We start from the raw sequence: 26,814 nt of genomic DNA, 5'->3' as shown, positions 1-26,814 counted from the left end.
TTTGTGGGTAGCCTACCGCACCGTAAATGTGGACGCTGTCCACAATGAGCTCGGGAGGCTCGATGGATGACGCGGTGCGGCTGGAGTCGCTCACCAAGACCTACGGTTCGGGGGACAGTGCGGTGACCGCGTTGTCGGACGTGCACCTGGCCTTCCCCCGCGGGAGCTTCACCGCGATCATGGGCCCGTCCGGCTCGGGCAAGTCGACGCTGTTGCAGTGCGCGGCCGCACTGGACGGGCCGACGTCGGGTCGGGTGATCCTCGACGGGACCGACGTCGCGGGGCTGACCGAGACGGGCCGCACCCGGCTGCGGCGGACTTCGACCGGGTTCGTCTTCCAAGCGTTCAACCTGGTGCCGTCGCTGACCGCCGAGCAGAACGTGACGTTGCCAGTGCGGCTCGCCGGGCGACGGCCGGACCCGCGGGTCGTGCGGTGGGCGCTGGCGCAGGTCGGGCTGGACGACAAGGCAGGTCGTCGGCCGGGTCAGCTCTCCGGTGGTCAGCAGCAGCGGGTCGCCATCGCCCGCGCGCTGGTGACCGGCCCGGCGGTGCTGTTCGCCGACGAGCCGACCGGTGCGCTCGATCTCGCCACCGGCCGCGAGGTGATGGACCTGCTGCGCGGAATCGCCGATCGGGCGGCCACCGTCGTGCTGGTGACCCACGACCCGAACGTGGCGTCCTGTGCGGACCGGGTCGTGTTCCTCGCCGACGGCAGGCTTGCCGGTGAGCTGCACCGGCCCAACCCCGCCGATGTCGCCGCGTGGCTGACCGCTCTGGCGGTGCCGCGATGATCCGCGTGGCGATGCAGACGTTGCGGGCGCGCTGGGTGTCGTTCCTCGGCTCCGCGGTCGCGCTGGTGCTCGGGGTTGCGCAGCTCGCGGCCATGGGACTGGTGCTGATGACGATGCTGGACCTGCCGGATCGGCCCGTGGAGCGCTTCGCCGAGGCGCCCGCGGTCGTGCTGCCCGCCGACCCGGCTTGGGATCCGACGCGCCACGATCTCGGGGTGCGCTCGCTGGCCGAGGCGCGGGGGATCTCGCCGGAACTCCACGGGAACGTGGCCGCCACCGGGGAGACCGTGGTGGACCGGGAGTTCTACGCCCAGCCGCTCGGCGGCTCGGCAGCGGGTGTCGGGCATCCCTGGCCGGTCGCCCGTTTCGGCGGCTACCAGCTCACTGACGGCGCGCCACCGGCAGCCGACGGCGAGATCGTCGTCGCCGGTGGCGCGCGCACCGGCGACGTCGTGACCGTGCTGACGGCCAACGGGATCGGCGAGTACCGGGTCAGCGGCACCGTCGACCCGGTCGGCTGGGAGGACGCCGTGTTCTTCACCGAAGCGGAGGCGGCCAGGCTGTCGCCACGCGTCGACGCACTGGTGGCATTCGGGCCGCTGGACCGGCTGCGCGCCGTCGTCGGTTCCGGCGCCGAGGTTCTCACCGGGCAGGACCGCCATCGCGCCGACGCCAGCGAAGCTCGCGACCGCGAGGCCCTGGACAACACGATCACGCTGGTCCCGGTGATGGCCAGCGTCGCAGGCATCACCGCGATCTTCGTGGTGGCCTCGACGTTCGCCTTCACCGTGATCCAGCGCCGTCGCGAGATCGCGCTGCTGCGCGCGATCGGCGCCACCGGCGAGCAGGTTCGCGCGATGGTGCGCGGCGAAGCTCTGCTCGTCGGCGCGGTCGCTTCGACGGCGGGCGCGGCGCTCGGTCTCGTCGGCGCGCAGTTGCTCGCCGATCTGCTCATCGACATGGGGATCTCGCCGCCGTGGTTCGAGGTGGAGCCATCGACGCACTGGACGGTGCTGGCCCCACTGGCCGGCGCGTTCTCGTTGGGGCTGCTGGTCGCCCTCGGCGGGGCGATGCTCGCGGTCCGACGCGCCGGGCGCGTCCGGCCGATCGAGGCTCTGCACGAGGCGGCGGCCGACGACACGCGGGTGACACCGGCGCGGCGGCTGGCCGGGGTGGCCGGGCTGTTGTGCGGGATCGGGTGGACGGTGTGGATCGCCACCGCGGAGCCCTCGACCGTGCTGTCACCGACGACCTACGTGCTGTCCCTCCTCGTGCCGGTGTTCGCCGCCGCCGCACTCGCGCCGCTGGCCGTCAGGCCACTGGCCAAGGTGCTCGTGCGGCCGTTTCGCCGATCCACCGGGCCGACCGCCGTGCTGGTCGAGCAGAGCGTGCTGACCTCCCGCAGGCGCAGCGCGGCGACCGCCGCGCCGATCCTGCTCACCGTCGGGTTGACGTTCTCGCTGCTGGCCGCGACCGACTCGCTCGGCGCGGCGCGCGACAGCGGGCTGCACAACCGGATCCGCGCCGAGTTCGCGCTCGCGCCGGAGGGCACCCCAGGTATCAGCCAGGAGGTCGTGGATCGGGTCGCGCGCATCGACGGGGTGCGGATCGCGGCCCCGCTGCTCACGACGATCTACACCAGGGATGAGGATCGGGTCGACGAGAACGACGGGTTGGTCGTTGATCCCGCCGCGCTGCGGCACACCGTGGACCTGACCGTGACCGGCGGATCCCTGGACGACCTGGACAGCGGCAGCATGGTCGTCGCGGACCTGTGGGGCGTGCCGGCCGGCTCGACGGTGCCGGTGCTGATGGCCGACGGTCAGCAGGTGGAGCTCCGGGTGGCGGCGACGTACCGGGCGCGGCCCGGCGAGGACGTCGCCTACCTGCCACCGAGGTTCGCCGGGACCGCCGCGTTCGCCAGGGACGGACTCGCCCGGCGCGCCTACATCTCCCTCGAACCGGGCGCCGACAGGGACGCCGCCACCACCGCGATCCGCGCCGCGGTCGCAGGCACCGGCGCCGGGTTCCGCACCGCCGATGAGCTGGCCGCCTCGGAAACCGCCTACGCGCGACACCTCACCGAGGTGCGGCAGCGCGCCACCGCCGTGATCATCATGCTGTTCTGCTTCATCGCCATCCTCAACACGCTGCTCATGGCGACCGCCGACCGGCGGCGGGACCTGTCGGTGCTCCGCCAGGTCGGCGCGACGCCGGGCCAGGTCGTGCGGTTCTTCCTCGCCGAGGCACTGCTGGTGGCAGGCATCGGCGTAGTGCTGGCGTTCACCGCGACCGCGGTCAACCTGGCCGGGTTGTGGGGCGCGCTGCTGCAACTCTTCGGCACCGCACCGATCGTGGTGCCCTACCCCGCGGTCATCGCCGTGACGGCCGTGTCCACCCTGCTCGCCATGATCGGCACCGTGCTGCCGGTCGGCGCGGCATTGCGCACCCGCACCCGATCATGACGGTCGCGCCGCACCCGAGCGCGATCGATCGGTCCCGTTGCTCCAGCGTCATTTCGTGCTCTTCGCCGGGTGGGGGCAGGACTCCGGCAAAGTCGCCTTGAGCGGGGCCTGCGTCGGTTTTGCCTACAACTGACCGCGCGTTCCGGGTGCGGCGGGGTGGGCAGCTTTGGGCAAAACTGCCCGCCCCGCACCAGCTCGGCCGGACTTTCCGGAGCCCTACCCGCGGGTCACTGCCAGTGGGAGATGTCGTTGACCAGGCGGACCGAGGAGTTGCCGTCCGGGTAGAACTCCACGATGGACAGCGACGCCAGGTCCAGGTGGAGGCTGTAGAACATCTCGGGGCCCACGCCCAGGCCCAGGCGCAGCAGCGCCTTGATCGGCGTCACGTGGCTGACCACGATGATCGTCCGGCCTGCGTAGCGCGCCACCAGGTCGTCGCGGGCGGCGGTGACCCGCCGGTAGACCGCGTCGAGGCTCTCGCCACCCGGCGGCACGACGCTCGGGTCGCCGAGCCACTCGCCGTGCAGGTTCGGGAACTGGTCGGCGGCCTCCTGGAAGGACAGGCCCTCCCAGTCGCCGAAGTCGGTCTCCAGCAGGCCGTCGTGGAAGTGCAGCTCGCCGCCGGTCGCGTCGACCACCGCCTGCGCGGTCTGCCGCGTGCGGGTCAGCGGCGAGGCGATCACCGGAGCGACGCCGTCCGGGGTGATCACCCCGTCCATCGCGGCGAGCCGCTCGCCCGCCGCGCGCACCTGCCGCTCGCCCAGCTCGGTCAGCGCGACATCGCCGCGACCGGAGTAGCGCCGCTCCACCGACAGCGGGGTCTGGCCGTGCCTGAGCAGCAGCATCTTCGTGGGCGTGCCGTTGGCGCCGAGCCAACCGGACGGCCGGATGCGGGCGCTCTGCTCGTTCCCGCCCGCCTGCTCGTCCATCGCCTCGTTGGCCAGCCGGTCCGCGTGCGCGTTCGCCGCCCGCGGGATCCACTCGAAGCTCACCCGGTCGAACCCGTCGACCAGGCCGCGCGCCTCGGCGGCCAGCGGCTGCAGGTTCGCGTGCTTGACCTTCCAGCGGCCCGCCATCTGCTCGACGACCAGCTTGGAGTCCATCCGCACCGCGACCTCGACGGCTCCCAGCTCGGCGGCCGCCCGCAGCCCGGCGATCAGCCCCTGGTACTCGGCGACGTTGTTGGTCGTGACACCGAGCCCGATCGAGCGCTCCGCCAGCACCGCACCGGTCCCGGCGTCGCGCACCACGGCCCCGCAGCCGGCGGGGCCGGGGTTGCCGCGCGAACCCCCGTCGGCCTCGACGAGGACCGCCGAGCTCACCGGTTCTCCCCGGTGCGCACCAGGATCGCGCCGCACTCCTCGCAGCGGACGACGTCGTCGGCGGCCGCCTCGCGCACCTCGTTCAGCGCCGTGCGGTCCAGCTCGATCCGGCACGCACCGCACCGAGCGCCCTGCAGCAGCCCGGCCGCGACGCCGCCCCGCGACCGGATGCGGTCGTAGAGCGCGACGAGGTCATCCGGCAGCGCCTTGGTGATCAGGTCGCGGTCGCGCTGGAGCCGGGCCTCGGAGGACTCGAGCCCGGAGAGGGCTTCGTCGCGGCGCTCCTGCACCTCGCTGAGCTTCTCCTCGGCCTCGGTCAGCGCGTCGCGGGACTTGGTGACGTTGGTCTCCAGCGCTTCGCGCTGCTCCATGACCTCCAGCTGCTCGTCCTCCAGGACGCCCTGGCGGCGGGCCAGGGTCTGCAGCTCGTGCTCCAGGTCCTCCAGCTGCTTGGCCGAGGCACCAGCGGCCATCAGGTCGCGGTCGCGCTGCTCCCGCTTGCGCACCTGCTCGACCTCGTTCTCCAGCCGCTTGACCTCGCGGTCGAGGTCGCTGAACGCGGTCTCGGCCACCACCAGCTCGTCGCGCTTGGCCCGCACCTCGCGCTCGGCGTCGCCGATCTGGTCCAGCTCGGGCAGCGACCGCCGACGGTGCTGGACGCGGTTGAGCTCCGCATCCGCGTCGGCGAGATCGAGCAGCCGTCGTTGCACGGCGGGGTCGGCTTTCACGCCAGCGCCCTCCCTGGGTCTGATGCCGCACCGGCGTGGAGCGTCCACGGATCGGTTCGGCGGGTGGAAACGAGGACTTCGACTGTATCCGGCAGCGCGGCGGCCACGATGTCCGCGGCCTGCTGGCACCACGGCCACTCGCTGGCCCAGTGCGCCACGTCCACCAGCGCGGGCACCTCGGTGCCCGGCACGTCGGCGCGCGCGATGTGCTCGCCGGCCGGGTGGTGCCGCAGGTCAGCGGTCACGTAGGCGTCGACGCCGGCCGCCGCGGCGGTGGCCAGGTACGAGTCGCCCGCGCCGCCGCACACCGCCACGGTGCGGATCGGGCGCTCCGGATCGCCGGCCCCGCGCACGCCCCAGGCCGTGGTCGGCAGGTTGTGCGCCACCCGCGCGACGAAGTCGCGGAACGGCTCGGGCTCGGGCAGCTCGCCGATGCGGCCCAGCCCGGTGGGCGCGCCTTCGGCGTGCGGCGCCAGCGGGCGGGTCACGGTCAGGCCGATCGCCTCGGCCAGCGCGTCCGACACGCCCTGCACCGCGCTGTCGGCGTTGGTGTGCGCGGTGTAGAGGCCGATGCCCGCGCGGATCAGCCGGTGCACGATGCGGCCCTTGGGCTCGTCGGCGGGCACTCCGTGCACGCCGCGCAGCATCAGCGGGTGGTGCGAAACCAGCAGCTGCGCACCGAAGTCCACCGCTTCGTCCACAGTGGCCTCGACCGGGTCGACGCAGAACAGCACCCGCTGCACCACCGCCTCCGGATCGCCGCAGGCCAGCCCGACGGCGTCCCAGCCCTCGGCCAGGTCAGCCGGGTAGGCCGCCTCCAGCGCTTCGATCACGTCCCGAATGCGAACCGTCACCGGTTCACCCCCATCCCAGAACATCGCGAAAAGCCTTGACCAGCAAGGCGTTCTGCTCCGGATCGCGCACCGCGACCCGGATGTGGTCAACGCCCAGACCGGGGAAGGTGTCGCCTCGCCGGACGGCCACTCCCCGCGCCCGCAGCTCCGCCCGGACCTGCTCGCCGCCGTCCACCCGCAGCAGCAGGAACGGCGCCCGCGCGGGCAGGGCGACGTGCAGCCCCGGGATCGCGGCCAGCTCGGCCACCAGCCCGGCCCGGTGCTCCTCGAACTCCGCCGCGGCCCGCTCCGACTCGGCCAGCGCGGACGGCTCGCAGCAGGCGACGACCGCCTCCAGCACCAGCGAGTTGACCGGCCAGTGCGGGCGGGTCCGGCCGAGCTCGGCGAGCAGCTCCGGCGCACCGAGCGCGTAACCCGCGCGCAAGCCGGGCAGCGCCCACATCTTCGTCAGGCTGCGCAGCACCAGCAGCCCCGGCTCCCGGCAGCCCGCCAGCGACTCCGGCTCGCCGGGCACGGTGTCGCTGAACGCCTCGTCGACGACCACGATCCGGCCCGGCCGCAGCAGCCGCTTGATCTCCGCCGCCGGGTGCAGCACGGACGTCGGGTTGGTGGGGTTGCCCAGCACCACCATGTCGGCCTGCTCCGGCACGGCGTCGGCGTCCAGCCGGTAGCCGTCGGCCGGTTCCAGCTGGACCCGGGTGACCTCGACACCGGCGGTGCGCAGCGCGAGCTCCGGCTCGGTGAACGACGGGTGCACGAGCGCGGCCGAGCGGGGGCGCAGCGACGGCAGGAGCGCGAAGCCCTCGGCGGCGCCCGCGAGCAGCAGCACGTCGTCGGCGTCGCGGCCGTGGCGGGCGGCGGCAGCCGCGCGAGCGGCGAGGTCGTCGGCGGCCGACGGGTAGCGGCCCAGGCCGTCCAGCGCCGCCGCGAGGCGCTGGCGCAGCCACGCCGGCGGGCGGTCCAGCCGGACGTTGACCGCGAAGTCGAGCAGTCCGTTCTCGGCGTCCACATCGCCGTGGTGGCGCAACAAATCCCGATCGTGCCCGCTGCTCATCGACGGAAGTCTAACCAGGACGAAATCTCCCCCGCCGAGGGCGAGCCGCGCGCGTCCGCGCTCAGCGCCTGCGCCGGTTTCCGCTGGTGGCGGCCCGTGAGCGTTTCGGGGCGCTGGGACACCCCAAAACACTCACGGGCACTGAACAGTGGAAGCGGAACGCCTCCAGGTGCCCACCACAGCTCAGACGCGATCGGCCAGGCCGGACTCGTAGCCCGCGATCACCAGTTGGGCGCGGTCGCGGGCCGCGAGTTTGGTCATCAGGCGGCCGATGTGGGTCTTGACCGTGCTCCGGGTCAGGTGCAGGGACTGCTCGATCTCGGTGTTCGACAAGCCGCGCGTGATCAGCGCCAGGACTTCCCGCTCGCGCGGCGTGAGCACGTCGAGTTCCCGGCGCGGCACGGCGCGGGCCGCTGCCGACACGCGCGTGTACTCCGCGATGAGTCGGCGTGTCGCGCTCGGGGCTAGCAGCGCCTCCCCCGCTGCGACCACGCGCATCGCGTCAAGCAGCTGGGCGGGCGGGACGTCCTTGAGCAGGAAGCCGCTGGCTCCGGCGTGCAGCGCTCGGTAGACGTAGTCGTCGAGGTCGAACGTGGTGAGGACCAGCACGCGGGGCGCGGGCGAGCGCGCGGTGATCCGCGCCGTGGCGGTGATGCCGTCCAGCTCCGGCATCCGCACGTCCATCAGGACGAGGTCGGGTTCGGCGGCCGCCGCCTCCCGCACGGCGGCGGCACCGGTGGCCGCCTCCGCCACCACGGCCATTCCCGGGGTGGCGTCGATCAGCAGGCGGAGCGTGCTGCGCAGCAGGGCCTCGTCGTCGGCCAGCACCACGCGGATCGGGTCAGGCATCGGAAGCCTCCGCGAACGGCAGCCGGGCGCGCACCGCGAACCCGCCGCCGGGTTCCGGACCAGCGGTGATCGTCCCGCCGTGCAGCGCGACCCGTTCCCGCATGCCGCGCAGGCCGTGGCCGGGTGTCGCTGATCCGCCCCCGGTCCCGTCGTCGACGACGGACACGGTCAGCGCACCGGGCAGCACCGCCAGGCTGAGCGAGCAGCGGGTCGCACCGGCGTGGCGGAGCACGTTGGTCAGCGCTTCCTGCGCGATGCGGTGCGCCGAGCCCCGCACGTCCAGCGGCACCGCCGACAGGTCCGCCCGGTCGAGCAGGACGTCCACACCGGCCGACCGGACATCGGCCACCAGGCGGTCGAACTCGGCTTCCTCCGGTCGATCGCGCAGCGCACCCAGGACCGCCCTGATCTCGTCGAGCGCCTCCCGGCTGACCCGCTCGATCGCGCCCAGCGCCTCGCGCCCCGCCGCCGGGTGGCTGTCCACCAGGTGGTTGGCGACCGCGGCCTTCATCGCGATCACGCCGAGGCTGTGCCCGACGACGTCGTGGACGTCCCTGGCGATGCGCAGCCGCTCCTCGGTCGCGGCCTGCCGCTCCCGCAGCGCGACGAGCTGCGCGGCCTGCTCGCGCCGCGACCGCACCAAGCGGCCGAGCGCCCACGAGCCGCTGATCAGCACTGCGTTGAAGGCGAACACGGTGAGCGGTGAGGTCTCGAACGACTCCACCCCGGCCTGCGGCGCGACCAGCGGGAGACCCGGGATCGCGAGCACCAGCAGCCCGGCAGCGGCGATCCCGGCCAGCGAGCCCACCAGCGCCGAGACGGTCGCCGCCGGGTAGACGGCGAACGCGATCACCAGCGCGGCGACCTCGCCGGTGACCCCGGCGACGACGGCCCCGGCACCCAGCACCACGACCGATGCGAGAACCGCGTTCGGCCAACGTCGGCGGACCAGCAGCGGCGCGCAGAGCACGGCGGCCGAGATCCACCCGAGCACGCCGGGCGTGCGCACGCCCTCGACGACGACCAGCACGACCGCCACCGAGGCGTCCAACGCGGTCTGCCGGATTCTGCTCACCACGGCACGATATCCAGCCGAGACCGGCCCGACATCGGACCACGGTCCGATCCCGGCCTTCACCCCGCGGTCCGATGTGGACGCACGGTGTTCCGGCGAAGACTCGGCGCGTGATCTTCCGAACGCTCCTAGCCGCGCTCGCCCTCGCCGCACCGCTCCCACCCGCACCGGCCGACATCGACGCCACCGTCGAGGAGTACCTCCGCAGCACCGGCCTGCCCGGCGCCGCCGTCACCGTCACCCGCGGCACCGAGGTGCTGCGCACGGCGGGCTACGGCCGGACTCCCGACGGGGAGCCGATCACCGAGCGCACGCCGATGGCCGTGGCCTCGGTCAGCAAGTCCTTCACCGCGCTGGCCGTGCTCCAGCTCGCGGAATCCGGCCGGGTGGAGCTCGACGGGCCGGTGCGCGCCCACCTGCCCGAGTTCCGGCTCGCCGATCCGCGCGCCGACCGCATCACGGTGCGCCAGCTGCTCGACCAGACCTCCGGCCTGTCGGATTCGACGGTCCATCCCTTCACCCGGCCGCAGCCGGGCTCGCTGGCGGAGGCGGTGGCGAGCATGCGATCGGCGACGCTGGTCGCGGAGCCGGGCGAGCGCTGGGAGTACCACAACCCGAACTACCAGGTCGCCGCCCGACTGGTCGAGGTCGTCAGCGGCCTGCCCTTCGACGACTACCTCCAGCGGCACGTGTTCGAGCCGCTGGGCATGGCCGACAGCCGCGCCATCGACACCGCCGACGAGCTGCCGCCGAGCGCACGCGGCCACCTGATGGTCCTCGGCGGCGCCATCGCCGTGCCCGAACCACCGGCGTTCGGCGGCGGCTCGGGCGGAGTGCTCAGCTCCGCGCACGACATGGCGGCCTGGCTGATCGCGCAGAACAACCCAGGCCGGATCGCCTCGGAGGCGGCGATCACCGAGACGCACACCCCGTCACCGGCGTCCGGGTCCTACGCGCTCGGCTGGTCGGTCGGCACCACCGCGTCCGGTGAGCGGGTGATCTCGCACAGCGGCGACCTGTTCACCTCGACCGCCTACCAGGCGTTGCTCCCGGATTCCGGGTACGGGATCGCGGTGATGGCCAACACCGGGCTGGCCCACGGCGACGCCGCCGCGCTCGCCGACGAGCTCATCGCCTTGGTGACCGGCGAGCCGGTGCGGCCGCCGAGCGGCGCGCTGCCCGCCATCGACGCCGTGCTGCTCGGGCTGGCCATCGGCGTTGCGCTGCTGGCCGTTCGCGGTGCGGTGCGGGCACGTCGGTGGGCGGACAGCCGAACCGGGTGCCCCAGCACCGTGCTGCGCTTGCTGCCGCTGCTGGTCCCGGCCGTGCTGTGCGCATCGATCCACCGGATCGTCGGCGCCCTCTACCGCGGCCGAGACGTCGCGCTGATCCAGGTGCCCTACCTCTACCCCACGTTCACCGCGCTGCTGGCCACCGCCGCTCTCGGCGGTGTCGTGGTGCTCGTCGCGCGGTTGACCGGGCTCGCCAGGACCAGGGCTGGCCGTCCCCGCGCACATACCTGAGCTGCTGCCGTCTGAGAGTCCTGTCGCAGCAGGGGAGCGGACCGAACGGCCAGGTGGCGCGAACGGTCCGCTCGCCCGATCAGAACGGCTTGAAGTTGTGCACGTAGGTGCCCGGGTGGGTGGCGCCGTCCTGGCGCACCACGCCGAAGTCGTGCGACCACGGGATCCGCAGCGGGTCCTCCTGGCCCGGCGGAATGGTGATCAGCTCCGTCGGCCGCCACGCTTCCGGGCTGCGGTCCGGGAGCACCGTCAGATCCGCGATGCCCCGCTCGCCGGCCGTCAGCAGGTATCCGGGATCCCCGTCGTCGATCCGCGGCACCGAATAGGTGGGTCCGTGCACGGGGTCGACCGGGCCGGTGAGATCGACGCCCGGCGCGCCGCGCAGGATGCACTCGTGATCGGAGATGTTGGTGTACTCCAGCTGGATGTGCAGCTGGCCGGAGCCGTCGTCGAGGACCCCGCCGAACTTGGCTTTCACATCGCCGGTGCCGCAACGCGGGGTGTCGACCTCGGCGGCGTCGTTCCCGACGGCCGACTGCACGCCGAGCGCCGACTGGCCCGCCTGGGCGGCTCCGCACGCCGTCATCGTCAACGCCGTGCCCGCCAGAGCCAGCGCCCCCAGGGTGGTCCGCAGCATGTCCTGCTCCTCTCCTCGCGGGAGCCGGTGCTCCCGCCTGCTTCTCCCCGCAAGACGCCCGAAGCCGATTCGGGTTGCTCACGAGTGCCTGCTCGACCTCACCCGCTGCGTGATCCTCGCCAGCGAACTCCCGGCCACCGCGTTCTGAGCCGTCCGACATGGACGCGGTGGCTCCGCTGCTCTGGGCGCTCAAAGATCACCAGGCCGAGTACGGGGCGAGAGTCAACGAGCACTCACGAGCGACGTAGTGCCTGATAGAAACGGTTGCATCACCCAATCGCGCTGATCGGAGTTTCCGCACGTGCACATCTCCTTCATCTGCACCGGCAACATCTGCCGGTCCCCGATGGCCGCGCTGGTGTTCCGGGAGCAACTGCGCCGGGCCGGACTCGACGGGCAGGTCGAGGTCTCCAGCGCCGGGACCGGGCCGTGGCACGTCGGCGAGCCGGCCGATCCCCGGACCGCGAAGGTCCTCGCGGACAACGGCTACCCGACCGAGCACGTCGCCGCGCAGATCGACGACCACCACCTGGACGCCGATCTGCTGGTGGCGATGGACGCCGGGCACCTGAGCGCGGTGCGCCGCCTCGCCGACGACCCGTCCAAGGTGCGCCTGATGCGCTCCTTCGACGCGGGAGCCGAGGACGGCGCCGAAGTGCCCGACCCGTACTACGGCGGTGTGAACGGCTTCGACGACGTGCTGGCCATGGTCGAGGCCGCGACGCCGGGGCTGCTCGACTGGGTCCGCGAGCGGCTGTGACGGCCCGCTCGGCGGTGGCCGCCATCACCGGTCGCACCCCGGTCGACGTGCGGCGGCTCAGCGGCGGGGACACCGCGGCGGTGTTCGCGGTGTCGCTCGACGACGGCGCGGTGGTGTTCGCCAAGACCGCGCCGGAGTCGATGCCGGGCGCGATCGCCGCCGAAGCCGCTTCCCTGCGCTGGCTCGCCGAACCGGGCGCGGTCGCGGTGCCCGAGGTGCTCGGGCACACCGAGCACTGGCTGGTCACCGAGCACGTCGCCGAAGCCGCGCCCACCGCGGCAGCGGCCGAACAGCTCGGGCGAGGCCTCGCTGGGCTGCACGCGACCGGGGCACCGGCGTTCGGTGCCGCGCCACCGGACGGCCCGGCCGACGCCTGGATCGGCCTCGCCCCGATGCGCAACGAACCCGCACCGGACTGGCCCTCGTTCTACGCGGCGCACCGGATCGAGCCCTACCTGCGGAAGGCCGTGGACTCCGGCGTGCTGGACGCCGCCGATGGCTCGGTGATCTCGCAGGTGTGCGCGGACATCGACCGGCTGGCCGGTCCGGCCGAGCCGCCCGCCCGGCTGCACGGCGACCTCTGGAGCGGCAACGTGCACTGGGGCGAGCGGCGGGCCTGGCTGATCGACCCGGCGGCGCACGGCGGTCACCGCGAGACCGATCTCGCGATGCTGCACCTGTTCGGCTGCCCCCACCTGGACCGCATCGTGGCCGCCTACGAGGAAGCCCGTCCCCTCGCCGAGGGCTGGCGCGATCGCATCGCCCTCCACCAGCTGTTCCCGCTCCTGGTGCACGCGGTCCTCTTCGGCACCGGCTACGCCGACAGCGCCGTCAGCGCTGCCCGCTCCGCCCTCCGCTCCGGCTGATCTGCCCCTGCGGGCATCCGCGTTGCCCGTTCGGGCGGCCGGGCCGACCGCTGACAACCCCGGCAGTCCCCGGGCGTCTTCATGGGCAAAGAGTCGGAACAACCCGGTGGTAGGAGAGCAGAATGCGCAAGACGAACCGCTTGGCCGTGCTGATCCCCGGCGGGCTGCTGGCCGCCGCGCTGGTGGTCAGCGGGTGCGCCTCGCTGGCCGAGCAGTCGGTCTCGCCCGGCACCGCGGCAGGCGTCGCCAGCGTCCAGACCGGCGAGGAGGCCCTCGACATCGCCGTCGACGTGGAGTTCATCGAGAACGACGGAGGCTTCACGGTCTCCTACGCGGAGGGCAAGTGGGACGACTCCACCGGAGGAGCGCCGCGCCCGATCCACGCAGGTGGCCCCACCCTGACGGCACCGCTGTCCCCGGAGGCCCAGCTGTTCAGCCCGTTCGCCGGTGGCACGCCGACCGCCGAGCCCCAGGTCGACGACGAAGGACTGGGCGTGGTGCCGATCAGCGCGGCCGACTTCACCCAGCAGAACCCCCAGTCGGCCAAGATCTGGTTCGACGACAGCGGCCGGATCACCAAGATCGCCGCCCGCTACCAGCCCTGATCCGGACCAACAGCGCACTTCGCCACGGGAGCTGACCTGCTAAGACGCGTCGTGGGCCGGCGTCCGGGAGCATCCGAAAACCGCAGGTCAGGGCAGCTGAGCTACCGTAGTGGGGTGCGTCTGAAGTTCTTGCTGCGACCCGGTTGGCTCGGCTTGATCGCGCTGGTCGCGGTCTTCACCACGCTGTGCTTCACCCTGCTGGCACCCTGGCAGTTCAGCCGCAGCGATGAGGCGCAGGCCCGCAACAACGCGATCTCCGAGTCCTTCCACACGCCACCGCGCCCGCTCGGCGAGGTGCTGCCCGCAGGCCAAGCGCCCGATGCGCGCACCGAGTGGGCGCAGGTGCTGCTGCGCGGCCAGTACCTGCCCGAAGGCGAGACGCTGGGCTGGCAGCGCACCGTGCTCGGCGAGCCCGCCTTCGAGGTGCTGACCCCGTTCCGGCTGGCCGACGGCACGACCGTGCTGGTCAACCGCGGTTACATCCGGCCGGTGAACGGCACGCGGGCCCCGGCCTACGACGCACCGCCGAGCGGCGAGGTCACGCTCACCGCGCGCGTCCGCACCGACGAGAACGACAGCAAGCAGCGCCCGCTGTTCGAGCACGACGGGCACCGCTGGGCGTACGCGGTCAACGCCGGGACCATCTCGCAGGGCACCGGCATCGCCCTGCAGCCCGGCTACTTCGCGCTCAACGAGGGGCAGCCCGGCGTGCTCGGCGCGCTGCCGCTGCCGCGCCTGGAGTCCGGTCCGTACTTCTCCTACGCGCTGCAGTGGATCGCGTTCGGCATCATGGCCGTCATCGCGATCGGCTACCTCATCTACTCGGAGCTGCGCCCCGGCGCCCGCCCGGCCTGGCGCGAAGCGGAAGCGGAGGGCTCGAAGTCCGAGCCGCAGCCCCGCCGCAAGAAGATGTCGGTGGCGGAAGCGATCGCCGAGGACGAGCGCCGCGAACGCGAGGAAGCCGAACGCCGGGAGACCGCGGACGCGGAACCGACCAGCAGAGCCTGATCTCGCAAGAGGGCCGCAGCTCCTGAGGAAGCTGCGGCCCTCTTGTCGTGACTGAGGCGATTTCAGCGGCGGCGGAGGGCCCGGGTCAGGGCGCAGGCCGCGGTGAGAACGCCCGTGGCCGTGCCGATCACCCGGGACAGCTCGACGCTCCTGGTCACGTCGCCCGCGTCGGCCGTGCGGCCCTCGCCGAGGACCGGGCGCTGCTCGACGACGTGGCCGTACACCGTCCGGCCGCCGAGGCGGATCTGGAGCGCTCCGGCGAAGGCCGCTTCGATCTGCCCGGCGTTCGGGCTCGGGTGCGCCGAGGCGTCGCGGCGCCAGGTGCGCCACGCACCCTTCGCCGAGCCGCCGACCACCGGCGCGCACGCCGAGGTCAGCACCGCCGCCAGCCGCGAGGGCACCAGGTTGAGCAGGTCGTCCAGGCGCGCGGAGGCCCAGCCGAAGTTGGCGTAGCGGGGCGAGCGGTGGCCGACCATGGCGTCCAGCGTGTTCGCCGCGCGGTAGGCGAGCAGTCCGGGGATGCCCGCGACGGCGCCCCAGACCAGCGGGGCGACCACGGCGTCGGAGGTGTTCTCCGCCACCGATTCGACGGTGGCGCGGGCCAGGCCCTGGCCGTCGAGCACCGCCGAGTCGCGGCCGCACAGGTTGCGCAGCCGCTCGCGGGCCGCCTCGATCTCGCCCGCGTCCAGCAGCCGGGCCATCGCGGTGCCCTCGTCGGCCAGCGACGATCCGCCGAGCACCACCCAGGTCACCAGGCCGGTCGCGGCCGCTTCCAGCACCGGGCTGCGCTTGGTCCACCGCTGCGCGAGCACGCCCAGCCCGACCGCGCCGCCGACCAGCACCCCGGTGTAGACGACCCCGGCCGGCTTCTGGTCGCGGTGCAGCAGCCGCTCCGCGGACTGCGCGATCTTGCCGAAGGCCGCGACCGGATGCCCGCGCTTCGGATCACCGAGGGCCGCGTCCGCAGCCACGCCGAGTAAGAGTCCGACCGCCCGTCCCGCGCTCACCGGTGCTGCTCCTCCAGATCGTCCAGCCGGGGCCTCCCCCGCGCCCGAAGCCGTCCCGAAACGCTACCCCCGGGGCGGCCGCGGCCGGTCACCGCATGCCAGGTGACCGGCCGTGTCCGCCCCACCGGATATCGTGGCGGACCGTGACGGCCCCGGACCACGAAGCTGATGTGCTGCGCGCGGGCGTCGCGGGAACCGCGGCGGACGTGCCCGCGCCCGCGCCCGACCAGACCCGCGACGACGGGCAGCGCCTGCAGCTGTTCGCCTACCTGCAGGCACCCGAGCACCGCACCTACCTGGCGATCATGCGGCTGTTCACCTCGACGCTGCTGGCGGACCTGTCCGCCGGCGAGGTGGGCGCGGCGCTGGCGGCCGCCGAGCGGGAGGGCGGGGTGGCGCCCGGCGAGTCCGATGTGGACACCGTCATCGACCGGCTCAAGCGGCTGGTGAAGTGGGGCAACCTGGTGGTGGGCCGCCGCGAGACGATCGCGTCGAGCATCGCCGAGTTCCAGCACGGCAGCGTGCGCTACCAGGTCAGCAAGCTCGCGGTTCGCGTGCAGCGGGACGTCGACGCGCTGCTGCGGGTGCCGGAGGGCGCGCGCGAGGTGTCCCGCGAGCTGCTGCCCGCCATCGACCGCGGGCTGGCCGGGATCGGCAGCGCGCTGTCCGAGGCGCTGGCCGCCGAGGTCCGCGATCCGCGGGCGAAGGCCGCGCGGCAGGCCAGGGAGCGGCTCGCCGAGCAGGTCACCACGGTGTTCCTGCAGCACGCGGAGCTGGCCGCCACGGTCCGCGACTTCTACGCCTACCTGGGCCAGGTGGTGACCCGCCACCAGCTGGCCCCGGAGGAGATCTCCGGGTTCCGCAACCTGCTGGTCGAGTACATCCAGATGGTGGTGGAGGACGTGCTGCGGCACACCGAGACCATCGCCGGTTCGCTGGCGGGCCTGGCCGGGGTGCGCGGCGAGCTGCTGCGCCTGCTCGGCCCGGCCGACCAGCTGGGCACCGACGTGGAGCGGGCGCGCGGCCGGACCGCGGCGGACTGGCAGGAGCTCACCGACTGGTTCGTGGACTCCCCGGGCCGCCCCAGCCAGGTCGCCGCGCTGCGGGAGGCCACCGCGCGGGCGATCGGCTCGCTGCTGGCCAGCGTGAAGCGGGCCACCTCCGGCGGTGGGCTGGTGCCCGGCCGCCGCGGTGAGCTGCTGAAGCTGGCGAAGTGGTTCGACGGCGCCGACGAGGCAGGCGCGCACCAGCTGCACTCGGCCGCGTTCGGCCTGCACTCGGCCCGCCACCTGCAGCCCGCGCCGGACTACGACACCGACAACGACAAGGTGTCCTGGCGCGACGGCCCGGTGCTCGACGTCACGGTCAGCGTGCGCAGCCGCGGCGATCGCGGCGCCCGCGGCCGGACCTCGCGGGTGCTCGACGACCCGATGACCGAGGAAACCCTGCTTGCCCAGGCCCGCGAGGCCGACCAGAAGCGCAGCGCGGCCGTCGCCGAGCTCGCCGCGGCCGGACCGCGGCTGGCCGAGCAGGAGCTGTCCCCCGATGCCCTCGGCGTGCTGTGCGAGCTGCTGACCTTGGCGATGGCCCAGCGCGAGGGCTCCGACGAGGCGGGCACCGCGCTCGACCCGGTGCACCGCCTGCGCGTCACCGTGCGGCCGGAGGCAGGTCAGGACACCGAGATCGCCAGCGCAGCGGGACGGCTGACGTTGCGCGACACGGTGCTGGAACTCAGCGGGGACGGCGCGATCCCGCAGGAGCAGGGGGCCGCCCGATGACCACGACCTTCGACGAGCTGCCCGACATCGACGCGGCGAACGTCGTCCGCTGCGCCCGGGTGCTGCTGCGCCGCCCGCTGCTGCGCGCCGGTGGCCCGGACGGCGACCTGCTGCCGATGATCTACCGGCAGCGCGTGGTGCTCCAAGAGGTGTTCTCCTCGCTGCTGGGCTACCGGCTGGTGGTGGAGCGCCGCTTCGCCCGGCTGTACAAGTCGGGCGCCGGCGAGGACACCACCCGCGGCGAGGCGGCGCTGAGCCCGCGCGGCTACGCCTACCTGGCGCTGACGCTGGCCGCGTTGACCGGCATCGGCCGCCAGGTCCTGCTGTCCCGGCTGGTCAGCGATGTCCGCGCCGCCGCGGCCGAGGCCGAGATCGCGGTCGTCGACGACCCGGCGGACCGGCGCGCGCTGACCGCCGCGCTGCGGCAGCTGGTGGCGCTGGGCGTGATCACCGAGACCGAGGGATCGGTGACCGCCGAATCGTCCGCCGAAGCGCTGATCACCATCGACACCGACCTGCTCGGACAGCTCGTCGCCGGGCCGCTGGCCGAGGCCGAGAGCCCCGAGCAGCTGATCGAGCTGGCCAGCGCGGCCGGGCCGCGCAACCTGGAGCACGCGGTGCGGCGGCGGCTGGTCGAGGACCCGGTCGTGCTCTACAGCGACCTCCCGGCCGAGCAGTCCGGCTGGCTGCGCGAGCACGTGACCGCCGAATCCCGCCGCCTGGAGCGGTTCTTCGGGCTGGTCAGCGAGTGCCGCGCGGAGGGCGTGGTGGTCTGCGACCCGGAGGACTACCTCAGCGACGTGGCGTTCCCGGGGCCGGGAACGGTGGCCCGCATCGCGCTGCTGGCGCTGCCCGAGCTGCTCGACCGCGCTGCCGCGGACGCCGCGGGCAAGCACCCGGTGACCTGGCAGGACCTCACCGACGTGTGCCAGGAGCTGGTCGAGGCCTACCCTGCCGCGTGGTCCCGGCAGGCCACCGAGGACCACCAGGAGCTGGTGCACTCGGTGGTGGCGCTGCTGCGCAGGCTCGGTCTGCTGCAGGACGCGGGCGGGAGCTGGCTGCTCAGCCCGGCCGCGCACCGCTGGCTGCCGCAACCGGACGCCACCCCGGCACCCAACCGGGAACCGGAACCACCCGCCCCCGAGCCGGCGGGCTGGTCCTTGTTCGACGAGATCGACGAGAAGCAGGGGGAACAGCGGTGAGCGACGAGAGCACCGGGCCCGGGGCGAACCGCTGGCGGCTGCACCGCGGCGGGATCGTCAACATCTGGCAGTACGCCGAGACGACCTTCGACCTCGACGGCGGGCGGGCGATCTTCCAGGGCACCAACGGCTCCGGCAAGTCCCGCACCCTGGAGCTGCTGCTGCCGCTGTGCCTGGACGGCGACCTGCGGCAGCTGGGTTCCAAGGGCTTCGACACGGTCAGCATCCGGCGGCTGATGCTCGACGAGTACCCGGGCGGGCCGAACCGGATCGGCTACGCCTGGATCGAGCTGCGCCGCGAAACCGCCGACGGCCACGAGGAATTCCTCACCTGCGGCGTCGGCGTGAAGGCGTCCAAGACCTCGCAGTCGATCAGCGACTCGTGGCGGTTCATCACCAGCCGCCGCGTCGGCATCAACCTCTACCTGGTCGGCGCGGACCGGGTGCCGCTGGGTTCGGCGCAGCTGCGCGACCTGCTCGGCGCCGACTGCGTGCTCGACGACCAGGCCTTCCGCGCCAAGGTCGCGGCCACCGTCTACGGCGTGCCCGCCGCCCGCTACGGCGACCTGCTGCACCTGCAGCGCACGCTGCGCAACCCCGACGTCGGGCTGAAGGTGCTGGAGGGGCAGCTGGAGCAGATCCTCTCCGACGCGCTGCCGCCGCTGGACGCCGCGCTGATCGAGCGGCTGGCCACCTCGTTCGACGACCTGGAGTCGATCCGGGAGAACATCGTCCGGCTGACCGGCGCGGACAAGGCGCTCACCGCGTTCCTGTCGACCTACTCCGGCTACGCGTTCGGCGCGCTGCGCGACCGGGCCGAAGCGATGCGCACCGCCCAGCAGCGGCTCCGCGCGCTGCGCAAGGAGCTGGCCGGTCTGGAGAAGCAGGTCGGCGGCAAGCAGCAGGACCGGGAGACCGCGGAGCGGACGATCGCCGAGCTGGAGCAGCGCGAGGCCGAGCTGGAATCCAGCATCGACGCCCTGCGCTCCCACCCGGCCTACTCCGAGCTGCAGAACCTGCGCGACCGCGAGCAGCTGGTGGAAAGCGCTCGCAGTTCGGCGGTTTCCGCGCTGGACACCGCCGCCAAGCACCGCGCGCAGGAGCACCGCTCGGCGGAATCGGTCGTGGGCGTGCTGCGGCGGCTCTCCGGTGACACCGAGGCCGCCGGTCAGGCGGCGCAGCGGGCGGCGCAGCAGCTGTCGACCGCGGGGCTGGACGGGTCGCTGGTGCGGCGACCGCCGGTGGTCCCGGTCGCGGAGCTGCGCGCCGAGCAGGCCGAGGTGCGGATCTCGCCGGAACCGGATGCCGTCGCGCAGGAGGTGCAGCGCGCCGTCGCACCGCAGCTGGACGCCGAGGCGATCGCCGCGGAATTCCGCGCTGTGGTGGCGGATTCGCAGCAGCTGGCCGCCACCGCACGACAGCGCTCGGCGCTGACCCTCGCGCTGCACCAGCAGGCCGTGGAGCTCGACGCCGAGCAGAACAAGGTCGCCGAGCTGCAACGACTGGCCCGGCAGGCGCAGCTGACCGCGACCGAAGCCGCCGGGCGGCGCAACCAGGCGCAGCAGGAGCTCGCCGACGCCGCGGCGGTGTGGGTCGAGCGGGCGCAGAAGTGGGCGACCGAATGGCCCTCCGCAGTGGAGGACCCGGCGCCGGAACCGCCCGCCGCCGACGAACTCGCCGAGAACCGCACCGCGACGCGGGGTGCCCGCGAGCAGGCGCGGCGCTGGGCGCGGCCGCAGCTGCACGAAGCGCGCCGCCAGGTCTCCGCCGTCGAGCAGGAGATCACCGAGCTGCGCGTGGATTCCCGCACCCGCGAGCAGGAGCTGGCCGAGCTCCGCGCCGGTCACGAGCAGACCCCGGGCCGCCCCGCTTGGGCCGAGGCCGAGCGGAACCCGGAGCAGGGCCGCGCCTTCTACGAGCTGGTCGACTTCCAGCCGTCCCTGACCGCAGGCGAGCGGGCGGGGCTGGAAGCGGCGCTGCAGTCCAGCGGCCTGCTCAACGCGTGGGTCACCGCCGACGGCGCGGTTCCCGGACTGGCCGACCTGCTCGCCGAACCCGCGGATCCGGGCAGCGGTGCCGCGCTCGCGGACCTGCTCTCCCCCGCCGCCGTGACCGACTGCCCGGTGCCGCCGGAGCGGGTCGCCGACCTGCTGGCCGCGGTGTCGACCGACGGCAGCGCAGGGCTTTCGGTGTCCACCGACGGGAGCTGGCGCGCCGGGGTGCTCTCCGGCGCGTGGCGAAAGAGCGCCGCGGAGTACGTCGGAGCGGGCGCCCGCGAAGCGGCCCGCGCACGGCGCATCGCGGAGCTGGAGGAGGACCTCTCCCGGCTGCGCGCCGAGGTCGGCGAAGCCGAGCGGCGCCACCACGAGGCGTCCGAGCACGCGGCGGAGCTGGAGCAGCACCTGGAGTCCTACCCGGACGACGGCGATCTGCTGACCGCGCACGCGAAGCTGACCACCGCGATCGAGGCCGCGGCCGACAGCGAGCAGAAGGTGGTGCAGCTGCGCGAGCAGCACGAGAGCGCCGACCAGCGCTGGCAGGCCGCGCACGCCGAACTGGTGCGCTCGGCCGGTGAGGCGGATCTGCCCGCCGACACCCGGGCGCTCGACGCGGCGCACCGGGCCGCCATCGACGCCCGCGGCGGGATCGACGCGCTGTGCGAGGCGATCGACTCGCGCTGCCTGCCGACGCTGGCCGACCTGCAGGAGATCTCGCTGCACCACGACGTCGCCATCGCCGACCGGATGGAGGCCGAGTCCCAGGCCGAGCAGCGCTGCGCCGCCTACGCCGAGCAGGCGACCGGGCTGGCCGAGCTGACCTCGGCGGTCGGTGGCGAGGCGCAGGAGATCTCCGACAAGGTGAGCGCGTTCGAGCGCGAGCGCGCCGACCTGCGCAAGCAGCTGCCGCAGGCGCGGGAGCGGATCAGCTCGCTGCGCGAGGCCGCGGCGCGGCTGGAAACCCAGCTGGAGAACAAGCAGTCCCAGCTGCCGGGCCGCGAGCACGACGCGTCCTCGGCGACCGAGACCTTCCAGCAGGCGCTGCGCATCCCCGGCCTGTGGTCGGCCGCCGAGGTCGGCGAGGAGCTGCCCGGCGAGCTCGACGAAGCCGCCGCGCTGCTCACCGAGGCCGAGCGGCGCGGATCGTCGGAGGCCACCGTGCTCAACCGGCTGCAGACGCTGCAGCACTCGCTGAGCGGCAACTACGACATCACCGCCGCCGACCAGCACGGCCTGCTGACCGTGACGGTCACCGGTGAAGAAGGACCGCAGCCGGTGGCCGAGGCGGCGCGGCGGGTCGGCGAACGGCTCGGCGAGCAGCGCGGCTACCTCAACGAGCGCTACCAGTCGATCTTCGCCGACTACCTGATCCGCGACCTCGCCGAACGCCTGCGCGGGCAGATGTCCATCGCCGAGGACCTGTGCAAGCGGATGAACGAGGTGCTCGACGGTGCCCGCTCCAGCCAGGGCGTGCACGTCCAGCTGGACTGGCAGCCGTCGGCCGCGCTGGGCGAGGACATCAAGCAGGCCATCGACCTGGTGCGCACCCCGTTCGCCGACCGCAGCGACGACCAGGACGCGTTGCTGCGCCGGGTGTTCACCGACCTCATCGAGGCCGAGCGGGACAGCACCTCGGGCGGCTACGCGGAGATCCTGGCCCGCGCGCTGGACTACCGCTCGTGGTTCGCGTTCACCGTGCGGGTCCGCGACACCGGCCCGGACGGCAAACCGCGGGTGCGGCGGCTGCGCCAGCTCTCCTCCGGCGAAACGCGCCTGATCTCCTACGTGACGCTGTTCGCGGCCGCGGCGGCGTTCTACGACGCGGTCAGCGTGTCCTCGGACGGCCGCGGCCCGCTGCGGCTGGTGCTGCTGGACGAAGCGTTCGAGCGACTGGACGACCCGACGATCGCGCGGATGCTCGGCCTGCTGGTGGACCTGGACATGGACTGGCTGATCACCTGGCCCAGCGGCTGGGGCGTCTCGCCGAAGATCCCGAAGATGCACATCTACGACGTCCTCCGCCCCCGCAGCGGCCACGGGATCGCCTGCACGCACACGACCTGGACCGGCACCGCGCTGCACCGGGCGGACGGGTGACCGGGACGCGTCCGGGGCGGGACCTGGTGGTTCGGTGGCGATAGAGCGGCTGGGGCGAGGTGGTGACGGAGCCGGTGGGGTGCGGGGCCGGATTGAGTGCACTGCGGTAGGTGGTTGCGTCGTGCGCGGGGGCGATTTTGCCTGAAACTGGCCGCGTCTCGACGCAGGATGCGGCCGGGCTGGGACGCCAGTTTCAGGCAAAATCGCCGGACGTCACCACCACATGAACAGTGGTGACACGGGTCCCGGCCCTAGCCAGCGTCGCCCCGAGAGCGTGGTGCGCGATCGTTCGGCGGAACCTGGGGTGGTGACACGGGCACCCTCAAGGCGACCACCCACCGCTTCGAACCCGAACCCGGCCACGCCCCCAACCGGCCCCGTCACCACCTCAACGTCATCCCGCTATCACCGGTGGGAGTAGAGGTGCGCCGCGTCGGCCTAAACCCCCTGGTAGGTCTTGGGCGGCTCTCGACCATCATGTTTCCGGGAGGACTGGTGAGCTGGGAGGTTGCGGTGGGAGTCGTGGACGACGTTCGCGCGGTGTGGGGCGTTGAGGCGTTGCGCGGGTTGTGGGAGCAGGCGCGAGAAGCGCTGGAATCGCCCAAGCCACCGGCGACCTTCCGGCTGGAGCTGCCCGATGCTGAGGCGCAGCGGCTCGTCGGCGAGGTGTACGGGCGCCCGATGATGGGGCTGGGAACGCGGATCAATGTGTCCAAATTGGACGATTCGGTGCGCGGGAGCCGGTTCGGCCTGGGGCTGGCGGAAGTCCTGGAGATCCTGCACGAGCGACCGGTGGTCCAGCGCGAGGCGAGCTCCCGGGATGAGCAGCGGGAGCGGACGATCGAGCCGCTGCGCGCGGCCTTGGCGGAACACGGCCTCGCGGAAGCCGGGTGGGCCGCGCCGTGGATGCAGTGGATCTACCAGTACGGACGCGTGGCAGCCGATGAACTGCCCACCATTGCGCGACGCGCGGCCGGAGTCCTGTCCGCGCTCGCGCTGGATCGGGCGCCCGAGACCTGGACTTCGCGCGGTGAACTCGCCGCTCGTGTCGGCGGTGCGCACCAGCTCGACAACGGCACGGCCTTGAGCCGGGTCGTGCTCAAGGCTGCTGCGCTGGCGCACGGAGTCGAGTCGCCGGGCAACGAGCGGGAGCGCCGGGCGCTGTGGGAGCGCTGCGGCGTCACCCTCGACGCGGTGTCCGCTACCGTGCTGACCTGGGCTTTGCCACTCGTCGGCGACGATTCCTGGTCGGACGGTGCACGGCGGCGGTCCGCGATCGGCCTGCCGACGCACCTGACCCACCTCGACCTGCGCACCGCTCCGGCCCGGCTCGTCGAGCCCGGGACCGCCGTCGCGGTGTGCGAGAACCCGCGCGTGCTGGAATCCGCCGCGGAGGAACGCATCGAGCACCCGGTGGTGTGCGTGTCGGGCCACCCGACGACGGTCGCGCTGGCCCTGCTCGACCGGCTCACCGCCGACGGCGCGACCCTGCACCACCACGGCGACTTCGACTGGGCGGGCATCGGCATCACCCGGTCCCTCTGGGAGCACCACCGCGCCCGGCCCTGGCGGATGTCGGCCGGTGACTACCGCGAGGCGCTCGACCACGCGGCCGCGGACCGCACCGACCTGCCGAACCTCGTCGGCGCGCCGCTGGAGACGCCGTGGGATCCGGAGCTGGCCGAGCTGATGTCCACCGCGGCCCGCGCCGTCGAGGAGGAGGTCGTGCTGCCGGGCCTGCTCGCCGACCTCCGCGCCGGGCTCAAAGCAACTGGTACATGACGTGCAGGCCGACGTAGCCGTGCACCGGGTGGTGGAAGGCCTGCGGGAGCGTCGCGACGATCTCCATGCCCAGCGACCGCCACAGCGCGACCGCCCTGGTGTTGGTCTCCACCACGGCGTTGAACTGCATGGCGCGGAAGCCGTCGGCCCGCGCCTGGTCCAGCACGTGACGCCCCAGCGCACGCCCGACACCGCGCCCGGCGTGCGCCGCGTCGACCATGAAGCTCGCGCTCGCCACATGACTGGCCGGGCCCTCGTGGTTCGGCCCGGACACCGCGGTGCCGAGCACCGTGCCGTCGTCGTCGACCGCCACCACCGAGCGGCCGGGCAGCGCCGGGAACCACCGCTCGCGGGCCCGTTCCTCCGAGATGTCCCGGTCCCAGGAGAACGTCTCCCCCGCCATCGCGATGTCCCGCATGAACGGCCAGATGGCCGGCCAGTCGTCGAGGCGCGCTTCACGAATCCGCATGGCAGCAGCTTCACCCGCGGGGATGTCCGGGCGCCAGTCCTTTTCCGCCGCCGCACGACGAGTTCCAGTCCGTGATCTGCGGTAGCTTTCGGCCATGACACCGGTCGTCGTGGAGTTCTCGGCGCGGGAGCCGCAGCGGCTCGCGCAGTGGTGGGCCGACGTGCTCGGCTGGAACCTCGACGGATCCGCGGTGCACCCGGCGGGCGCGGGCGTCGAACTGCGCTTCGTGCCGGGCGCGGTGGCGAAGACCGCCAAGAACGGCGTGCACCTGGATCTGCGCAGCGAGTCGCACGACGATCAGACCAAGCTCGTCGAGCGGCTGTTCAACGCCGGTGCCCGCTTCGCCGACATCGACCAGAGCAGCGACGTGCCCTGGGTGGTGATGGCCGACGTCGAGGGCAACGAGCTCTGCGTGCTCGAACCCCGCAAGATCTACGAGCGCACCGGCCCGGTCGCCGCGGTCGTGGTCGACACCCCCGACCCGCGCGCGCTGGCCCGCGGCTGGGCCGAGACCACGGGCATGGACCTCACCACCGACAGCGCCGAGTTCGCCGCCCTGCAGCCGGCCTCCGGAGAAGGCCCCCACCTGGAGTTCCTCGCCGCGGAATCCGGCCCCGAAGGCCGCCTCCGCCTCCTCCCGCGGTGAGGTCCACCGGCGTCCTGGACCAGCGCCGACCCCGTGAGCACTTTCCGGTGCCCTAACACCACAAAGCACTCACGACCCACACCAGCAGAAGTCCTCCGCCCAAGCCCCACCGCAGGGCCCGGTGTCAATTTCGCGAGAAATTGACGTTCACCCGGGTGATGGTCAATTTCTCGCGAAATTGACCGCGCTCCGGGTGACGGGCCGGTCAGCGGCGGGCCGGTTCGATGATGCGGATTCCGTGGAGGCGGCGGACGAAGTCCGCGCCGAAGGCCGTGGACGGCGTGTGGGCGCCCGGTTCCGGCGGTTCGGACTGCAGGGCGTTGACCGCGCGCAGGACCGAGTCGGCCGTGAGGTCGTAGGTGTCCGGGCCGATCAGGGCCGCGGAGACGCTGCGCCCGGAGTCGTCGGTGGCCTCGGCGTACACCTCGACCCAGCTGCGCGAGCGGGCGGTGAGGCCAGGGCCGCGCACGACGGCGCCGATCGCCGCTTTGCCCAGCCGCTGCACCACGTGCGTGCGCATCAGCGCTTGGGACAGCCGGCTGGACCGCGCGCCCGCCCGGTCCAGGCCCGGCAGGTGGGCGAAGGTGGTGATGTTGCCGATCCCGGTGCTGCGGTAAGCCGTGCTCACGTCGCCCCAGGGCAGCGAGGTGACCCGCCGCGGGCCGGACGGGAAGGGCACCTCGCGTCGCCGCCAGCCCATCGGCACCACTCGCACTTCGCCGTCGATGCGGGCCCGACCGCCCAGCGCCGCGCCCTCCAGCGCGCTCTTCAGCGTGCCCCCGCTGATCCCGCCGCTGGCCTGGAACGCGAGGTCGAGGTGGGTCGCGGTGGGCAGCTCGGCGGCGACCATCGCGGCCAGGCAATCGGTCGGCACCACGTCGAAACCGGCACCGGGCAGCAGCACCGAACCGGCGCCGCGGGCCTGCTCGTGCCGCGCGAACACCGCCTCGAACACGTCGATCTCGCCGGTGATGTCCAGGTAGTGCACGCCGTTGCGGAGGCAGCCGTCGACCATCGCCGCCGAGGTCGCGGAGAACGGACCGGCGCAGTGCGCGACGACGTCCACGCCCTCCAGACCGGCGTCCACCGCTTCAGGATCGGAGAGGTCGAAGGTCCGGTGGGGCAGTCCGCGCGGGGCGGCCACCGCGGCGACCTTCGCCGGGTCACGACCGGCCAGCACCGGGCGTTCCCCGCGATCGACCGCCAGGTCGGCGACCAGCCTCCCGGTGTAGCCGCTCGCGCCGTAGATCATCCAGGTCATCGCGATCCTCTCCGGGTAGCGCCGAACATCCTGCTAAC

At 73.3% G+C, this 26,814-nt stretch carries 22 protein-coding genes; 12 read left to right on the top strand and 10 right to left on the bottom strand.

All coding sequences use genetic code 11. The features are described 5' to 3' along the window. The first annotated feature begins 44 nt into the window (after positions 1-44). Together OU416_RS33440 and OU416_RS33435 are read left to right on the top strand one after the other, a co-directional pair. A complete protein-coding gene (locus tag OU416_RS33440) occupies positions 45-791 on the top strand; it encodes an ABC transporter ATP-binding protein (RefSeq protein WP_372907234.1) in 747 nt (248 codons plus the stop codon). Continuing rightward, positions 761-3,256: an FtsX-like permease family protein gene (locus tag OU416_RS33435; protein WP_270931070.1), complete on the top strand. Its 2,496-nt coding sequence runs from the start codon at positions 761-763 to the stop codon at positions 3,254-3,256. Before OU416_RS33440 ends, OU416_RS33435 begins: the two co-directional genes overlap by 31 nt. Before the next feature lie 227 nt (positions 3,257-3,483). Here OU416_RS33435 and OU416_RS33430 read toward each other — a convergent pair whose 3' ends face one another. The 6 genes from OU416_RS33430 to OU416_RS33405 all read right to left on the bottom strand — a co-directional run bounded on the left by OU416_RS33430 (position 3,484) and on the right by OU416_RS33405 (position 9,138). Continuing rightward, a complete protein-coding gene (locus OU416_RS33430; protein ID WP_270931069.1) occupies positions 3,484-4,578 on the bottom strand; it encodes a bifunctional RNase H/acid phosphatase in 1,095 nt (364 codons plus the stop codon). Then, a complete protein-coding gene (locus OU416_RS33425) occupies positions 4,575-5,306 on the bottom strand; it encodes a zinc ribbon domain-containing protein (protein ID WP_270931068.1) in 732 nt (243 codons plus the stop codon). The genes OU416_RS33430 and OU416_RS33425 overlap by 4 nt, the downstream gene beginning before the upstream one ends. Next, the gene (locus OU416_RS33420) at positions 5,303-6,184 is read right to left on the bottom strand and encodes a Nif3-like dinuclear metal center hexameric protein (RefSeq protein ID WP_270931067.1); all 882 of its coding nucleotides are present in this window, start codon (positions 6,182-6,184) and stop codon (positions 5,303-5,305) included. The genes OU416_RS33425 and OU416_RS33420 overlap by 4 nt, the downstream gene beginning before the upstream one ends. Then, positions 6,165-7,214 carry an Rv2231c family pyridoxal phosphate-dependent protein CobC gene (cobC, locus tag OU416_RS33415; RefSeq protein ID WP_270931066.1) on the bottom strand — a complete coding sequence of 350 codons (1,050 nt, stop codon included), beginning with the start codon at positions 7,212-7,214 and terminating at the stop codon, positions 6,165-6,167. Before cobC ends, OU416_RS33420 begins: the two co-directional genes overlap by 20 nt. 183 nt (positions 7,215-7,397) lie before the next feature. After that, the gene (locus tag OU416_RS33410) at positions 7,398-8,063 is read right to left on the bottom strand and encodes a response regulator (protein ID WP_270931065.1); all 666 of its coding nucleotides are present in this window, start codon (positions 8,061-8,063) and stop codon (positions 7,398-7,400) included. Beyond that, entirely contained in the window at positions 8,056-9,138 is a 1,083-nt protein-coding gene (locus tag OU416_RS33405) for a sensor histidine kinase (protein WP_270931064.1), read from the bottom strand. Before OU416_RS33405 ends, OU416_RS33410 begins: the two co-directional genes overlap by 8 nt. A gap of 110 nt (positions 9,139-9,248) precedes the next feature. Here OU416_RS33405 and OU416_RS33400 point away from each other — a divergent pair, with 110 nt between their 5' ends. Next, on the top strand, positions 9,249-10,661 hold the full coding sequence (locus OU416_RS33400; protein ID WP_270931063.1) for a serine hydrolase domain-containing protein: 1,413 nt from the start codon (positions 9,249-9,251) through the stop codon (positions 10,659-10,661). Between the two features lie 79 nt (positions 10,662-10,740). On the opposite strand, the gene OU416_RS33395 is transcribed toward OU416_RS33400, so the two are convergent. Next, positions 10,741-11,298, bottom strand: coding sequence for a DUF4232 domain-containing protein (locus tag OU416_RS33395; RefSeq protein ID WP_270931062.1), 558 nt, complete (start codon positions 11,296-11,298; stop codon positions 10,741-10,743). 301 nt (positions 11,299-11,599) lie between these two features. On the opposite strand from OU416_RS33395, the gene OU416_RS33390 reads away from it, so the two are divergent. From OU416_RS33390 to OU416_RS33375, 4 genes are all read left to right on the top strand, one after another. After that, positions 11,600-12,058 carry a low molecular weight protein-tyrosine-phosphatase gene (locus tag OU416_RS33390; RefSeq protein WP_270931061.1) on the top strand — a complete coding sequence of 153 codons (459 nt, stop codon included), beginning with the start codon at positions 11,600-11,602 and terminating at the stop codon, positions 12,056-12,058. Next, a complete protein-coding gene (locus OU416_RS33385) occupies positions 12,055-12,924 on the top strand; it encodes a fructosamine kinase family protein (RefSeq protein ID WP_270931060.1) in 870 nt (289 codons plus the stop codon). Before OU416_RS33390 ends, OU416_RS33385 begins: the two co-directional genes overlap by 4 nt. Positions 12,925-13,046: 122 nt before the next feature. After that, positions 13,047-13,529, top strand: coding sequence for a hypothetical protein (locus OU416_RS33380; RefSeq protein WP_270931059.1), 483 nt, complete (start codon positions 13,047-13,049; stop codon positions 13,527-13,529). Between the two features lie 114 nt (positions 13,530-13,643). Then, complete coding sequence (locus tag OU416_RS33375) at positions 13,644-14,537, top strand: SURF1 family cytochrome oxidase biogenesis protein (protein WP_270931058.1); 894 nt, start codon at positions 13,644-13,646, stop codon at positions 14,535-14,537. A 62-nt stretch (positions 14,538-14,599) separates the two neighbouring features. Here OU416_RS33375 and OU416_RS33370 read toward each other — a convergent pair whose 3' ends face one another. Continuing rightward, positions 14,600-15,544: a cobalamin biosynthesis protein gene (locus OU416_RS33370; protein ID WP_270931057.1), complete on the bottom strand. Its 945-nt coding sequence runs from the start codon at positions 15,542-15,544 to the stop codon at positions 14,600-14,602. 143 nt (positions 15,545-15,687) lie between these two features. Between OU416_RS33370 and OU416_RS33365 the strand changes: the two genes are divergently transcribed. The 4 genes from OU416_RS33365 to OU416_RS33350 all read left to right on the top strand — a co-directional run bounded on the left by OU416_RS33365 (position 15,688) and on the right by OU416_RS33350 (position 24,400). Further along, positions 15,688-17,322: a TIGR02677 family protein gene (locus OU416_RS33365; RefSeq protein WP_270931056.1), complete on the top strand. Its 1,635-nt coding sequence runs from the start codon at positions 15,688-15,690 to the stop codon at positions 17,320-17,322. Beyond that, positions 17,319-18,524, top strand: coding sequence for a TIGR02678 family protein (locus OU416_RS33360; protein ID WP_270931055.1), 1,206 nt, complete (start codon positions 17,319-17,321; stop codon positions 18,522-18,524). Before OU416_RS33365 ends, OU416_RS33360 begins: the two co-directional genes overlap by 4 nt. Beyond that, on the top strand, positions 18,521-22,618 hold the full coding sequence (locus OU416_RS33355) for a TIGR02680 family protein (RefSeq protein WP_270931054.1): 4,098 nt from the start codon (positions 18,521-18,523) through the stop codon (positions 22,616-22,618). Before OU416_RS33360 ends, OU416_RS33355 begins: the two co-directional genes overlap by 4 nt. A 495-nt stretch (positions 22,619-23,113) precedes the next feature. Next, entirely contained in the window at positions 23,114-24,400 is a 1,287-nt protein-coding gene (locus OU416_RS33350; RefSeq protein WP_270931053.1) for a TIGR02679 family protein, read from the top strand. Here OU416_RS33350 and OU416_RS33345 read toward each other — a convergent pair. Continuing rightward, on the bottom strand, positions 24,381-24,869 hold the full coding sequence (locus OU416_RS33345) for a GNAT family N-acetyltransferase (RefSeq protein WP_270931052.1): 489 nt from the start codon (positions 24,867-24,869) through the stop codon (positions 24,381-24,383). The genes OU416_RS33350 and OU416_RS33345 overlap by 20 nt on opposite strands. Before the next feature lie 94 nt (positions 24,870-24,963). Here OU416_RS33345 and OU416_RS33340 point away from each other — a divergent pair, with 94 nt between their 5' ends. Then, positions 24,964-25,515, top strand: coding sequence for a VOC family protein (locus OU416_RS33340; protein WP_270931051.1), 552 nt, complete (start codon positions 24,964-24,966; stop codon positions 25,513-25,515). Between the two features lie 205 nt (positions 25,516-25,720). On the opposite strand, the gene OU416_RS33335 is transcribed toward OU416_RS33340, so the two are convergent. Continuing rightward, on the bottom strand, positions 25,721-26,776 hold the full coding sequence (locus OU416_RS33335; RefSeq protein ID WP_270931050.1) for a saccharopine dehydrogenase family protein: 1,056 nt from the start codon (positions 26,774-26,776) through the stop codon (positions 25,721-25,723). Positions 26,777-26,814 lie beyond the last annotated feature (38 nt).

This window comes from Saccharopolyspora indica (assembly GCF_027853965.1).
Lineage (GTDB): Bacteria > Actinomycetota > Actinomycetes > Mycobacteriales > Pseudonocardiaceae > Saccharopolyspora > Saccharopolyspora indica.
Note: the sequence above shows the minus strand (reverse complement) of the source record. Positions and strands in the feature narration are given on the sequence as shown.

Coding starts and splice junctions, on each gene's coding strand:
- OU416_RS33440 (WP_372907234.1), top strand. CDS start 45: ATGAGCTCGGGAGGCTCGATGGATGACGCGGTGCGGCTGGAGTCGCTC.
- OU416_RS33420 (WP_270931067.1), bottom strand. CDS start 6,184: ATGTTCTGGGATGGGGGTGAACCGGTGACGGTTCGCATTCGGGACGTG.
- cobC (WP_270931066.1), bottom strand. CDS start 7,214: ATGAGCAGCGGGCACGATCGGGATTTGTTGCGCCACCACGGCGATGTG.
- OU416_RS33410 (WP_270931065.1), bottom strand. CDS start 8,063: ATGCCTGACCCGATCCGCGTGGTGCTGGCCGACGACGAGGCCCTGCTG.
- OU416_RS33395 (WP_270931062.1), bottom strand. CDS start 11,298: ATGCTGCGGACCACCCTGGGGGCGCTGGCTCTGGCGGGCACGGCGTTG.
- OU416_RS33380 (WP_270931059.1), top strand. CDS start 13,047: ATGCGCAAGACGAACCGCTTGGCCGTGCTGATCCCCGGCGGGCTGCTG.
- OU416_RS33360 (WP_270931055.1), top strand. CDS start 17,319: ATGACCACGACCTTCGACGAGCTGCCCGACATCGACGCGGCGAACGTC.
- OU416_RS33345 (WP_270931052.1), bottom strand. CDS start 24,869: ATGCGGATTCGTGAAGCGCGCCTCGACGACTGGCCGGCCATCTGGCCG.
- OU416_RS33340 (WP_270931051.1), top strand. CDS start 24,964: ATGACACCGGTCGTCGTGGAGTTCTCGGCGCGGGAGCCGCAGCGGCTC.
- OU416_RS33335 (WP_270931050.1), bottom strand. CDS start 26,776: ATGACCTGGATGATCTACGGCGCGAGCGGCTACACCGGGAGGCTGGTC.